Source organism: Streptomyces sp. NPDC030820, assembly GCF_055572075.1.
On the sequence record NZ_JBVIEB010000007.1, the window covers coordinates 278583 to 291402 of the forward strand.

Genomic DNA, 12820 nt, shown 5'->3' on the forward strand with positions numbered 1-12820 from the left:
AGAGACGCAGGGGCGGTGCGGCCGGCGCATGATGCGCAGACCACACCGCCTTCGATCGGAGGCATCTCGCGCTAGGCGGTCACCACTTGTAGGTCCAGACGGTGTCGTTGTACGCGTCGGAGCTGTTGACGTAGACCCGGATACGGGCGGTGCTGTCCTCGAACCATTGGCCGGGCTTCCAGGTCTGCATGTCCAGCGTGGTGCAGTTCCCGGTGGGGGCGGCGGCATCGGGGTTGGTGACCACCCGGATCGGCCCACTGCCGGTGGCGGTCGAGGTGTCGACCTTGTAGATGACGACACCGGTGGCACAGGCGCCGGAGTCGTTGCCCGCGGCCTTGCGGGACTCGGCGACGTAGGCGGTGGTGTCGCTGGTCTTGATCACCGCCAGTTTGTAGCCGCTGCCTCCGTATTCCACCCCGTTGAGGGTCGTGGAGTACGTGTTCGCCGCGGACAGGCAGGAGACCTGGGAGTCGGTGATCCAGCCGAACTTCCACGCCTCCCAGCCGAGGTACTGCGGCGCCGGACCCGAGATCAGGCCCATGAGGTCCCAACCGCCGACGTACTGGTTCTGATCGCCGCTGAACGCGTAGAGGTCCGGCAGGCCGAAGGTGTGGCTGGTCTCGTGATCGGCGACCTTGTAGCCCCAGGTCCACATGTCCTGGCCGAAGGTCACCGCCCAGTGGATCGTCACCCAGCTCTGGGTCGCCCCGTTCCACACCTGGGTCGGCTGGGCCGGGTCCTGCACGAAGGTGGGGGAGTGACCGATCGCGGCCGCAGTGCCGGTCGGCACGATGTAGAACATGTCGTACTGGGACAGGTCGACGCCGGCATCGGCGGCACCGGTGAGGGCGTCTTCCACATAGGTCTGGTGCGTGGTCCAGGAGAATCCGCGTTCCCAGTTGTAGTCGGTGGAGTTCTTCGGCATGCGGACCCAGTTGCCGTACGGGGCTTCCAGGTCGAGCCATGTCTTGCCGTGGGAGGCGTTCCACATCCAGTTGGCGGCGCCCGACAACTGGTTGTAGTAGGGGGTCAGGGGCAGGGTGGTGCCGGCGGCGTCGGGGAAGTCCACGTAGATCACGGCCACGTGCTTGGTGCCGACCGGGTTCTGGAACCGTGTGTAGTCGGTCTGTTGTCCCTCGTCGGTGTACCCGGTCGTCCCCTGGAGCGCACACGCCGAGGAACTCCCGTTGTACGCGTGGGCGGGATGGGCGGGGCCGGTGATCAGGGTGATCAGGGTGAGCAGGGCGGACAGGACGATCACGAGTGATGCTGCGTGGGACGTGCGTCTCGTTGTGGCTGGAAAGCGCATGGTGCCTCCGGAGACAGGCGACGGGGAGCGGGGATCGGGACAGCGTCGAAATGCGGCCGGCACCCGGATGTGTGGGTTGGTGAGGGTTGGCGCGACAACTCGCGCGGGGAAACTGTTACTCGGTCGCAGGAGTGGTCAGGGCTCGAACGACCGCAGCGCCATGGGGCGTCGGCCATGCACTCCGGTAACCGGTTCACGTAAGAACGAGTATTCGGCCATCCCCATACCATCGGGGAGACGTCAGAAATCCATAACTCAGCGCTATAGGCCAGGAGTCGAGCACTCCGGCAGTGTCGTCCTTCGGCCGGCGCAGGCCTACGCGGGTGGCTGGCTCGGTTCCTCACCGGGTCGGCGGCTGGTCCTCAGATGACCAAGGTGCGACCGGGTTGAAGGCGTGCTGGGGCCCATCTCCGAGGGCCGGAGCGCCGTACGGACCTACCTGGGGGAGCCTGGCCGTGCATCGAACGTGACGTGCTACCTGACCGATGCCGCCCTGCGCCGGGCGGGCGCCACCGCGATCCTGGTCACCCACGACGTGGACGAAGCACTCGCCTTCGCCGACACCATCGCCGTGATGCGGGACGGCCGCATCGTGCAGGCCGACACCCCAACACCCTCTACCACCGGCTCGCCGACGGGTACGCCATCACTGCATTCGGGCCCCTGCCCCTCATCACCGGTACCGAGCAATACGGTGTCGTCATGCTCCGTCCCCAGCAGCTTCAGACGACCGACGAGCCGGACCCGCACTCCGACGAACATCATTTCCGTATGAATTCACAGGAGGCGCAAAACCAACAGCGTCATCGAGAAGTTCTGCAAATGTTTATGGTCGATATACTGATTCAGTGGGACTTGACCATGCCTCGCTGACCAGCTTGGCCGTCCTCGGCGACGCCACGCGGCGCCGCATGTTCGAGCTGATCCGGCAAGAACGGCGGCCGGTGACGCGTGAGGAGATGGCCGACAGCCTTGGCATCTCCCGCAAGCTTGCGGCCTTCCACCTGGACAAGCTGGTGACGGCCGGTCTGCTCCAGGCTCGCGTCGAATCGCCCGGGGGCATTCGTAAGGTCGGCCGTAGGCCCAAGGTGTACGAGGCGGTGGACGAGGCGATCGGGGTGACCATTCCCGAGCGTCGTTACGGCATGCTGGCCGACGTCCTCACCGAGGCCGTGCTCACCGAGACGGACGAGGAGTCGGCTCGCGAGGCCGCGCTCCGCGTGGCATACCGGCGCGGGGAGGCCTTGGGCACCGCCGAACGTGAGCGGGTGCGTCCCGGGCGCCTTGGCGCCGAGCGCGGACTGACCGTAGCGGCCGAGACACTCGAGGAGTTCGGTTACGAGCCGGAGCGCATCGGGCCCACTCTGATGCGCCTGCGTAACTGCCCCTTCCACCCCATGGCGGCCAAGGCCCCCGACCTGGTCTGCGCCGTCAACCAGGCTTTCCTGGCCGGTTACCTGCACGGTCTGGGAAGCGACAAGACCACAGCGGTACTCGCCCCGAGGCCCGGCGCATGCTGCGTCGAACTACGCGGCGACGACACGGCGGGCGGCGAATCGCAGAGGGGTGGCGCCTGCGAGCGGTGAGCCGCGCCCCTGCTTGCCGCTCGCGGTCGCAGATTCCCTCGGCTGGTGTTCCACCGTCTTCGCCAGGCCTTCGGCCTGAGGTTGTCGCCAGGCACGTAGGTCGGGAGGCGTAGCGACGCTGTGGCCACGCCGAGCCCGGGCAGGCTACGCGCTCAGGGAGGTGAAGGCGCCAACGACGGCGCCGTAGGCGAGGTGCGCGACGAGGGTGACGATCGGGGTGACCAGGCCGTAGTTGAGCATAAGGAAACCGGGAGGTTCGAGCAGCGCCACATCGGGGGCGCTGGTGAGGGGGGTGCCCATCCGGGGATGGACCAGGGGCAGCAGGATGTTGACCAGTACGGTGCCGGCGAATGCGCCGTGGGCGAGTCCGAACAGCGCCCCCAGCCACCAACTGCTGTGGCCCAGGGCAAGAAACAGGGCGTAGTAGCCAAGGGCGAAGAGCTGTCCGATGGTGAAGTGCAGCAGGTAACCGAAGGCCTTGGCGCGGGTGCGGTTGGCGGTGAAGGCGCTGCCGAGAAGGAAGGGCAGGTCGATGCGGGTGAGCCTGAGTTCGCCCGCAGCCCGCAGCATGGTGGTGAGGACCAGGGTCCCGAGGAACCCGCCCGCCAGCGCTGGTGTCACACTCATCGCTGGTCCCGTTCGGTGAGGGCGCAGGCGGCGCTGATCAGCGCCAGGTGGCTGAGGGCCTGCGGCAGGTTGCCCAGGAACGCGCCGTCGGCCGGGTCGATCTCCTCGCTGTCCAGGCCGACGTCGTTGGCCTGTGTGATCAGCTCGTCCATCAGGTCGGCTGCTTCCGTGACGCGTCCGCAGTCGGCCAGCATCTCGGCGAGCCAGAAGGAACAGGCCAGGAACGCGCCCTCGCTGCCGGGCAGGCCGTCGGCGTCGCTGTAGCGGTGGACGAACGGGCCGTGGGCCACCTCGCGGCGGATGGCCTCGACCGTGCCGCGCAGCCGCGGCTGGTCGGGGTGGGCGTAGCCGTACAGCAGGCCGAGCAGCAGGCTGGCATCCACCTCCTCGCTGTCGGCGGTGCGGGTGTAACTGTGCTTGCGGTCGCTGGAGCAGCGGGTCTCGATGAAGTGCCTGATCGCCTGGCGTTCCTGCCGCCAGCGGTCAACGTGGCGCGCGGGGATGAGCCGCAGGTCGGCCATGCGTGTGGCGCGGTCCAGGGCCACCCAGCACATCATCTTGGACTGGGTGAAGTGCAGCGGGCGGCTGCGGACCTCCCAGATCCCCGCGTCCGGCTCCCGCCACAGCCTGCACACCAGGTCGGCCATCTCTGCGACGCGGCGGGCGATGTCTGCGAAGCGGCGGGCGATGTCTGCGTCCAGCCGTCCTGCGGCTTGCGCGTACAGCCATTGCGGTCTGGAGTAGCTCACCGTAGGTGTCCAGCTGCAGCTGGTCGGAGGCTGCATTGCCGATCCGGGCCGGCGAGGATCCCCGGTAGCCCTGGAGCGGCAGCGTCCGCTCAATCGCGCGGGCGCCGCCGTCCAGTCCGTAGAGCACGCGCAGGCGCGGATGGGTGAGCTGGGTGGCGTGCATCAGCCACCAGAAGTAGGCGTGCGCCTCGCGGGCGCAGCCCAGCCGCAGGAACGCGTCCAGGGTGGAGGCGGAGTCCCGGATCCAGGAGAACCGCTAGTCCCAGTTGCGGATCCCGCCGATCTGCTCGGGCAATGAGGACGTGGCGGCTGCCGCGATCGTGCCCGAGGGAGCGAAGCCCAGCAGCTTCAGCGCCAGAGCGCTGCGCTCTACCGCCTGCCGCCATGGCCTGCCGCAGGTGCGCTCACCCAGCCAGCGGTGCCAGGCGGCGCAGGTGTGTACCAGGCGCGCATCGCAGTCGGCATACGAGGGGAGGATCAGCGGCTCCTGGTGGGCGAAGGACAAGGCGATCAGTGCGCGGGACCCCGGCCGGGTTTCGAAGTGGCCGCTCATCGCCGACTCGGTGCACTGCGGTCGGTCGGCCTGCCAGGTGCAGACCGCGACCGCGTCCGCCCCGCAGGAGGCCACCGGGGCCCCTGCCCGCGTGCGGATGCGCGTCCGGCCGCTGCCGTAGCCGAAGCGGGGCGTCACGCTCCAGCGCATCGGCACGCTTCCCGACAGCCCGTCGACCCAGCGCTCCAGTTCCCGCATGGGCGTCAGACGGGTGTCCGGCACTGTCATCGCATCGGTGATACGGACCGTGCCCAGGGCGGTGGTGAAGGTGGTCTCCAGCACGTTGGTGCCAGGCAGGTAGCGGCGGGCCACTGTCCAGGGCACGGCCGGCCGTAAGGTGCAGCTGCCACCGTGATGACTGTCGAGGACCGCGGTGAATACCGTTGGGGAGTCCAGATCGGGCACCGGCAGCCAGTCCACGGCACCGTCGCGAGCCACCAGCGCCACGGTGCGGCCGTCCCCGATGGCCGCGTACTCCCGCAGCGGCGCGTACCCGTCATGGCGCTCCGGCCGCCTGTCGGTGGCCGACCCCCAAGAGCCTTTTCCCATCCGGAACACCTCCGAGTTGTCTGACCTCCTCACCCTGACGTCGGCAGCCCGCGCAGACTGCAACCGATCATTGATGCGCGTGCGTTTGAAGGTCGGGGACGACATCGTGGTCGGCCAGCGTCGGCAGCATGCCCACCTGGATGGCACTCAGGCTCCCCCGCCGCACAGCACGACCGCGGTCCTGGCCATCGGGGTCTCCTCTCCACAGGCGCAAGCCACTGGGGCAGGGGCACCAGCAAAGATTGCGCGCCGACTTCTCGGCCCGCCCGTTCCTGATGCTGTCGGCGAGGAGTTAGTACCGGGCTACGGCTGGTTGAATCGGCCGTCGACGCGCAGCGGGGTGGTCGTGGGCGACCCCTGTCCGCGGGCACACTGTCGTGCGGCGGACTGTCCAGGAAGTACTCCCGGCGCAGCGACCCCGCCCGGAAATACTTGGTGCCTCAACCGCCTTCGCGCGAGGTGCCTCAGTGAGCACCCGTGCCGTTCCAGATCGGACGCAACATGCCGATCACCTCATCTTGCGTCTTGTGCTGCCGTTCCCCGTGGTCTCGAAAACCGGTTCGGCGTCGGGGCAAAGCGGCGGCGCGGGCTGTAGTCGATCATTGCGGCGGGTGTCCGTCGGCGGCGGCATCGTCGGCGTGGGGCGGACACGCTCGCTGCTGGTCTTTTGCCAGTTCTCCAAGTCGACGTCGATGCTGCTGTGTTTGACTGGGCGACAAGCTCGTCGTACGTTTAAGTCGAACCGTTATGTCCGTTTTGTGTGGCGGAATTGACGGTCGCCGCCTGAGCGGGCTTCGCGGGCGGCGGGTGACGCACAGAGCTACGCGCAGGCTCTGAAGCGCAGTGGACGGCCAGTCGAGGCCGCCGTAGATCAAGCACACCCTCTGAGAGGGGCTCATCATGCGCGCGAACACCCGTATCAAGAGAGTGGCCATCGCGGTCGCGTCAGCACCGATCCTGGCCCTCGCTGCCGGAACCGGAGCCGCCCAGGCAGCTGTCACCGCCGCGCCCGCCCACGTCGTCTCGTTCCACCAGGACGACGGCTGGGGCTGGGGTGACCATGGTGGCGGCTGGGGCTGGGGCCACGGCGGCGGCTGGGGCTGGGGTCATGGCGGCTGGGGCCATGGCGGCTGGGGCCACGGTGGCTGGGGCCATGGCGGCTGGGGTTGGGGTCATGGCGGCTGGGGCCATGGCGGCTGGGGTTGGGGTCATGGCGGCTGGGGCCATGGTGGCGGCTGGGGCTGGGGCGACTGAGTGTCACCAGAACTGATCGCAACCCGTGACAACAAAGGTGGATCCGGGTGCTCGATCCCATCGGGCACCCGGACCCATATGGCGAAACCCTGACGAGATCATGTGATCGTCGCCCCCGGGCCCGGATGCAGCGCCTCATCCCATGACGGCGGCAGATCGGGGCCGATGGAGGCTCCCTGGGGGAGAGGGTGGGTGCCGGCCCCGGGCAGGGGCGCGTTGCCGGTGGTGGTGATCTGGTAGCCGAGGGTGCGCAGTTGGTTGGTGCGGGCAGGAGTGCGGTGGTGGCCTGCTTCAGTTCTGCCTTGGTCATCTCCTGTCGTGGTTGAGGGCGCTGAACAGCTGTGCCGCGGCGGGTTGTCTGCCAGGTGACGTTGGTCTTGTGGTGGGCACGTCGCGTTCGATGCCGGCCAGGCCGGGTCGGTGGTCAGGGACTTGGTCGCCGAGTTCAGGAAGTCGTACAGAACGGCGGGATCGTACAGCTTGGACTTGGCACGGCTGGAGAGGGACTGCATGAACTCCTGCCGGCGGCCGATGCGGCCGATGTCGGAGCCGTCGCCGATGCTGTAGCGGGGCGCGGACGTAGCCCAGGGCCTTGTCTTCCTTGACCATCTGGCATCCGGCCTTCAGGTCGAGGAGGGCTTTCTTGTCGTGGATGGCCTGCTTGGGGGAGACCTGGACGCCCCGAGGGCGTTGACCATGCCGGTGAAGCCGCGGAGCCGACGATCAGAAAGTGGTCGGTGCGGACCTGGGTGTTGGCTTCGGCCGTCTTGATGGTGCAGGCAGCGGCCGCGGCGGTGTCGCGGGTGGAGCCACCGATCGCGAGCGCCTCGTTGATCTCGAAGTGATGGGGCGACGATGTCGAGCCGTCACCGCGCTAGCAGGCGGGGATCCGCACCCATGAGTCCCGGGGCAGGAGACGACGGTGGCCCACTTCCCGTGACCGCCGGTGTGCAGCAGTATCAGGGTGTCGGACTTCGTGGTGGTCAGGTTCTGGCCGTAGGCGTCAGCGAGCCCTTTGCGGCTGTCGGAGCCGACGACCAGGATGTTCTGGCCCCCGACGGCGGCCAAATCTGATCTTTGCCCGTCTCGCTCGTCGGGCACGCCTCTACTGTTTCCAGAGCCACAGGTGTCTCGGAGGCCGGGATGGTGCTGTGCGGGTTACAGGGTGCGCCATCCCGAGGTCCGCACGGCCTTCACAGGCTCAGCGTGACCGCAGCGGCGACGCCTCCAAGGCCAAGGGTCCAGGCGGCCTCCGCCCAGAGCCGCCCCTTCCCCAGGGGAAGAACCGGTCGAGCGCCAACCAGCCGGGGCCGATGGCGGCGAGGGCCAGGGCAACGACGGCGATCTCGACGCTGTACTCCACGCCACCGTCCGCTTCCCAGAGGCCGTGGGCGCCGGTGACGGTCGCCATCGCATTGATCATCACGCAGATCAGGGCGGCGGCCGCGAGCGGCGTGAGCAGCCCGACGGTCAGGCCCCGGCCACCGAGGAATTCGGACAGGCCGCCGATCAACGCGAAGACCTTCCCAGGGCGGTAACCCAGAGACTCGAATCCCTTGCCGGTGGCCGTCAGGCCCGGGCCTCCGAAAAGTCCGAAGAGCTTCTGGGAGCCGTGCCCGGCCATGAACAGTCCGAAGGTCAGCCTGAGCAGCAGCAGCCCGAAGTCGCCGGCCGTCACCCGCTGCGCAGGGGCCCGCTGCGTCGGCTGTTGCGCGAGGTTCGAAGGCCAACCCGTGTTGCGCTTCGACATGTGAGAACACCGGTACGGACGCCGAAACAGGCGTTGAAGGCCGACTTGAACAGACATCGGTTCACCGGGCGAAACCGGCGCTTCAGCAGGGCGTCTGCCGCCGCTACCGATACTTCCCCAGCAGGGGTGACCTCGCGCGTCGGACGACCAGCAGAACGGCGCCGGGGCCGACTGCTTCGACGGCCACGGCGGGCAGCAACTCCTCCCGCACTCCATGCGCCGCTCGCGAACGCACAGGCCGACACGGATCCCGCCACCCTGCGCCATCGCCGGTGGTCGGGCGAATTGCCTTGGCCGACAAGGAACATGACGGGTATGGAGACATCAACCCGGTTGCGCGAAGCGGTCTTTTATGGCCTGTTCCGGAGGCCGGTACGGTCTGGTTCATGGAGTGGAGCTTTCAGACGGCCGAAGAACTCGCGGCAGCCCTGCGTGCCGGTGAAGTGACCTCGGCGGAACTGACCGACGAGGCGATAGCCCGTATCGAGCGGGACGACAAAGCGATCAACGCGATCTGCGTGCCGGACTTCGACCGTGCACGGGACGCCGCGCGCGGTGCCGACCAGGCGCGCGCCCGTGGTGAGGACAGGCCGCTGCTCGGCATACCGGTGACGGTCAAAGAGTCCTACGACGTCGCCGGGCTGCCCACGACCTGGGGCGTGCCGCTGCACCGGAACTACGTGCCGGCCGAGGACGCGGTGCAGGTGTCGCGGCTCAAGGCCGCAGGCGCGGTGGTGCTCGGTAAGACCAATGTGCCCTTGGGGCTGCAAGATATTCAGAGCTTCAACGAGATCTACGGCACCACCAACAACCCCTGGGATCACGGTCGAACGCCGGGTGGATCCTCCGGCGGATCAGCGGCCGCGCTGGCGTGCGGATTCGGCGCGCTGTCCATCGGCTCGGACATCGGCGGTTCGTTGCGCACGCCCGCACATTTCTGCGGTGTCTACGCACACAAGCCGACACTCGGGCTGGCGGCGAACCGCGGTATGGTCCCGCCGCCCGGGCCGGCCCTGCCGGCCGACCTTGACCTCGCCGTCGTCGGTCCGATGGCGCGCTCTGCCCGCGACCTCACGCTCCTGCTCGACGTAATGGCCGGACCGGACCCGCTGACGCTCGGTGTGGCGTACGACTTGACGCTGCCGCCCGCGCGCCACGAGCGGCTCTGCGACTTTCGGGTCCTGGTCCTCGAGGAGCATCCGCTCATTCCGACCGGGTCCGCTGTGCGGGCGGGCGTGAACCGGGTGGCCGATGCGCTGGTCGACGGCGGCGCCCGCGTCGAACGGCACAGTCCGCTGCTGCCCGATCTGACCGAAGCCGCGATGATCTACACGCAGTTGATGTTTTCGAGCTCCGTTGCACGCTTTCCCGTCGAAGTGTACGAGCAGCTGCGGGCCCGCGCGGCCGGACTGGGCGCAGACGACCGGAGTCTCGTTGCGGCGCGGCTGCGTGGCATGGTGTTCAGCCACCGCGACTGGATCGAGGCGAACAGCCGTCGCGAGCTGCACCGCCACGGCTGGCGGCAGCTCTTCGCCGAGTTCGACGCCGTGGTGTGTCCCATCACGCCCACTCCCGCGTTCCCGCACGACCACAACCCCGATTCGTTGGAACGCCGGATCGACATCGACGGCGTCGAGTACCCGTACTTCGACCAGCTTGTCTGGGCCGGTCTGGCCACCATGCCCGGCGTACCCGCCACCGCCGTGCCAGCCGGCCGGTCCCCCGAGGGTCTGCCGGTGGGAGTGCAGCTCATCGGTCCGATGTTCGAGGACCGCACCCCGCTGCGGCTGGCCGAACTGCTCGAGCAGAAGATCGGCGGCTTCCAGGCACCGAGGTAGGGCGTGCTACCGGGTGTCCGTCGAGGACGAAGTGCGGATCACGACGAGATCCTCCGTATGAGCGCAGTTGCCCTCAGTGCCGCTCAGTGCGTCAGGCGGATGCGCCGGGTGTGGCGCGGGGCTGCACGGGGCTGCACGGGGCTGCACGGGGGCTGCGCCAGTGTGGATCACCACGTCGTGGCACCGAGCGACCCGCCGGCCGCGGCATTCGCTCACTGTGCGTGTTCGCCGCGCGCTCCGCTGATGTGGGCGAAGCGACCTCCGGTGGTATTGAATGAGGTGTGCGGTGAGGGATCTCGGGGCCCCGTCGCACGGGTCCGAGTACGGCCTCGGCACTGCGCCGGGGATTGCTGAGAGAGCCGCATGGACTCCACACCCTCGTCCTCGTCCTCTTCGCCGTTCGACCTGGTCAGCAGCGCCCTGGGGCGTTACATCCCACGCGCCGGAGCGGCAGCGGCCGCCGGTTCCGCCGACGCGCAGGGCGACCGCGCCACCCGCCGATCCGTACCCGACCACCCGGCAGCCGGCGGTCAGGACCAGATTCTCGGCGTGGTCAACCTGGACAGGGATCTGAGAATCACTCGCTGCAATCTGGCCGCCCCCGTATTCGCGGGTCTGGACGCCGTGGCCGGGAGTCCCTTCGTCGATCTCCTGCCCCCCGGGGACGTACCGACGGTCACACGGCGGTTGCGGCAGGTCCTGGAGACCGGTGAGGCGCACGTCGCCCGGATCCAGCGCCTGCGCCGCGGCGACGGGTCGGAGCTGGTGGTCTCGATGAGCATCCTGCCCGCCGCGGTGCCTCATGAGGGCCTGACCGTCTCCCTGATCGCCATGGCCAGGAGGCTGCACCTGTACGCCGCCGAGACCGCGATCGGCACCTCGCTGGACATCGGCGAGACCGCGCAGTCGCTGGCGCAGTCCCTGCTGGCTTGGGGAGACGTGGCCGCCGTCGACCTGGACTTCGCCGTGTGGACCGGCGAGGGAGTCACCGGGCAGGCACAGGGGCGCATCCGGCTGCGGCGGGCGGCCCTGGTACCGGACCGCGCGTGGCCCGAGGGCTACGTGACTCCGGGCGACGATCTTCCCAGCGACGCGAGTCGCCTGCTGGCGCAGGCCGTACGGCGGGACGACGCCCCGCAGGCCATCGTCATACCGGACCGCGAGGCGGTCGAGCGGGTACTCGGCAGTCCGCGGGTGATCCGTGCCCTGGTGCCCGGCGACCGGTCGGCGGGTGTGGCGTGCATACCGCTGGTCCTGGACAGCGAGCCGCCCGTCGTGCTGGGCGTGGCGGAGGTCTGGCGGCGGGCGGACTGCCCCTTCCGCGACAGCGAGCTCTTGGACCTGCAGGAACTGGTTGCCAGGACCGCCCATCACGTCGACCTGGCACGTCAGCACCAGCGCGAGCACACACAGGTGCTGGCGTTGCAGCGCCGGCTGCTGCCCCGGACCGGCGGCGACACCATCGAGATCGCCAGCATCTACCAGCCCGCCACGCCCGACAGCGCGGGCGTCGGCGGCGACTGGGTGAACAGCTTTCCGCTGCCGGACGGCCGTACCGCTTTGGTGGTCGGTGACGTCGTCGGGCACGGCCTGGGAGCCGCGGCGACCATGGGCCAGCTGAGCATGGAGGCCCGCGCACTGTTGTCCGCGGGGCTCGCGCCCGACGAGGTACTGGAGCACCTGGACGCGACCGTGACGCTGCTGGACGACGCGGAGTCCGGGCTGGCGGCCGGCTACAGCGCCCTCGGGTCGACCTGCTGCATCGCCCTCTACGACCCGGTCAGCCACCGCGTGGCGCTGTCCAGCGCCGGCCACCTCCCCCCGGTCCTGGTCTCCCCGGACGGGCGCGCGGGTCCGCTTCCGGTCCGCCCTCACCCCGGCCTGGGCGCCGAGTTCGCGCTGCGGGAGCCGTTCGACGTGCACACGTTCGACGCACCCCCGGGCTCCGTGCTCGCTCTCTACACCGACGGCCTGGTGGAGGATCCGGCCCTGTCGATCGACGAGGGCATCGGCAGGCTGGCGGACGTCGTGTCCAAGGTGCACCCCTGGGACGCCCTGCAGCAGGCCGCACGGCATGTCGTCTCCGCGCTGGCACCAGCGCGCCAGCGCGACGATGTGACCCTGCTGCTCGCGCGGATGATCGGCTACCGCAAGGGGGACACCGCGACGTGGCGGCTGCCCGCCCGCTACGACGCCCCCGCCCGCGCCCGCTCGCAGGTCTCCGCGCTGCTGCGGCAATGGCGCACCAGGGACGACACCCGGAACACCGTCCTGCTGCTGGTCAGCGAGCTGGTCACGAACGCGGTGTGCTTCGCCACCGGTCCCATCACGGTACGGCTGATCAGGGCCGGTCACGGCCTGCTGTGCGAGGTGGGCGACACCGGCAACGGCAGGCCACGGCTGCGGCGGGGCGGCCTCCTCGACGACGGCGGTCGTGGCCTGCACATCGTGCACAGGCTCACCACCCGGTGGGGGGTGCGGTGGACGGACACCGGCAAGGTGGTCTGGGCCAAAGTCGCGATGTGATGCGTCTGTGGGGCGGGGCGTGGCCGGCGTAGGGGAGTGCGGCGGGGGTACGGGGCGCCGTACCCGTCACCCGGCGCTA

10 protein-coding genes and 2 pseudogenes are annotated in these 12820 nt (G+C 69.2%); 5 read left to right on the top strand and 7 right to left on the bottom strand.

The window, feature by feature from the left end; all coding sequences use genetic code 11:
- Positions 1 to 79: 79 nt before the first annotated feature.
- Complete coding sequence (locus tag ACZ418_RS21330; RefSeq protein ID WP_468365032.1) at positions 80 to 1261, bottom strand: metallopeptidase domain-containing protein; 1182 nt, start codon at positions 1259 to 1261, stop codon at positions 80 to 82.
- A gap of 896 nt (positions 1262 to 2157) precedes the next feature.
- Between ACZ418_RS21330 and ACZ418_RS21335 the strand changes: the two genes are divergently transcribed.
- The gene (locus ACZ418_RS21335) at positions 2158 to 2895 is read left to right on the top strand and encodes a helix-turn-helix transcriptional regulator (protein ID WP_468365034.1); all 738 of its coding nucleotides are present in this window, start codon (positions 2158 to 2160) and stop codon (positions 2893 to 2895) included.
- 144 nt (positions 2896 to 3039) lie between these two features.
- Here the strand turns inward: ACZ418_RS21335 and ACZ418_RS21340 are convergent, their stop codons facing one another.
- The 4 genes and pseudogenes from ACZ418_RS21340 to ACZ418_RS21355 form a co-directional block, all read right to left on the bottom strand.
- Entirely contained in the window at positions 3040 to 3522 is a 483-nt protein-coding gene (locus tag ACZ418_RS21340; RefSeq protein WP_468365037.1) for a hypothetical protein, read from the bottom strand.
- On the bottom strand, positions 3519 to 4271 hold the full coding sequence (locus ACZ418_RS21345; RefSeq protein WP_468365039.1) for a glycoside hydrolase family 15 protein: 753 nt from the start codon (positions 4269 to 4271) through the stop codon (positions 3519 to 3521). Before ACZ418_RS21345 ends, ACZ418_RS21340 begins: the two co-directional genes overlap by 4 nt.
- 22 nt (positions 4272 to 4293) lie before the next feature.
- Positions 4294 to 4515, bottom strand: a pseudogene (locus ACZ418_RS21350) (glycoside hydrolase family 15 protein); the annotation flags it as partial.
- Between the two features lie 12 nt (positions 4516 to 4527).
- On the bottom strand, positions 4528 to 5373 hold the full coding sequence (locus ACZ418_RS21355) for a trehalase-like domain-containing protein (protein ID WP_468365041.1): 846 nt from the start codon (positions 5371 to 5373) through the stop codon (positions 4528 to 4530).
- Between the two features lie 467 nt (positions 5374 to 5840).
- Between ACZ418_RS21355 and ACZ418_RS21360 the strand changes: the two genes are divergently transcribed.
- Positions 5841 to 6146, top strand: a complete 306-nt coding sequence (locus ACZ418_RS21360; RefSeq protein ID WP_468365044.1) for a hypothetical protein — start codon at positions 5841 to 5843, stop codon at positions 6144 to 6146.
- A gap of 127 nt (positions 6147 to 6273) precedes the next feature.
- A complete protein-coding gene (locus ACZ418_RS21365; protein WP_468365047.1) occupies positions 6274 to 6627 on the top strand; it encodes a hypothetical protein in 354 nt (117 codons plus the stop codon).
- Between the two features lie 98 nt (positions 6628 to 6725).
- Here the strand turns inward: ACZ418_RS21365 and ACZ418_RS21370 are convergent, their stop codons facing one another.
- Together ACZ418_RS21370 and ACZ418_RS21375 are read right to left on the bottom strand one after the other, a co-directional pair.
- Positions 6726 to 7139 (bottom strand): hypothetical protein, encoded by a 414-nt coding sequence (locus ACZ418_RS21370; protein WP_468365049.1) that lies wholly within the window; start codon positions 7137 to 7139, stop codon positions 6726 to 6728.
- A gap of 681 nt (positions 7140 to 7820) precedes the next feature.
- Positions 7821 to 8251 (bottom strand): annotated as a pseudogene (locus tag ACZ418_RS21375) (DoxX family protein).
- A 512-nt stretch (positions 8252 to 8763) separates the two neighbouring features.
- Between ACZ418_RS21375 and ACZ418_RS21380 the strand changes: the two are divergent.
- Entirely contained in the window at positions 8764 to 10215 is a 1452-nt protein-coding gene (locus tag ACZ418_RS21380; RefSeq protein WP_468365491.1) for an amidase, read from the top strand.
- A gap of 363 nt (positions 10216 to 10578) precedes the next feature.
- A complete protein-coding gene (locus ACZ418_RS21385) occupies positions 10579 to 12741 on the top strand; it encodes an ATP-binding SpoIIE family protein phosphatase (protein ID WP_468365052.1) in 2163 nt (720 codons plus the stop codon).
- Positions 12742 to 12820: the final 79 nt, after the last annotated feature.

Bases quoted from the DNA above. Each gene is read 5' to 3' on its own strand.
- ACZ418_RS21340 (WP_468365037.1), bottom strand. From the start codon at position 3,522: ATGAGTGTGACACCAGCGCTGGCGGGCGGGTTCCTCGGGACCCTGGTC.
- ACZ418_RS21355 (WP_468365041.1), bottom strand. From the start codon at position 5,373: ATGGGAAAAGGCTCTTGGGGGTCGGCCACCGACAGGCGGCCGGAGCGC.
- ACZ418_RS21365 (WP_468365047.1), top strand. From the start codon at position 6,274: ATGCGCGCGAACACCCGTATCAAGAGAGTGGCCATCGCGGTCGCGTCA.
- ACZ418_RS21370 (WP_468365049.1), bottom strand. From the start codon at position 7,139: ATGCAGTCCCTCTCCAGCCGTGCCAAGTCCAAGCTGTACGATCCCGCC.
- ACZ418_RS21380 (WP_468365491.1), top strand. From the start codon at position 8,764: ATGGAGTGGAGCTTTCAGACGGCCGAAGAACTCGCGGCAGCCCTGCGT.
- ACZ418_RS21385 (WP_468365052.1), top strand. From the start codon at position 10,579: ATGGACTCCACACCCTCGTCCTCGTCCTCTTCGCCGTTCGACCTGGTC.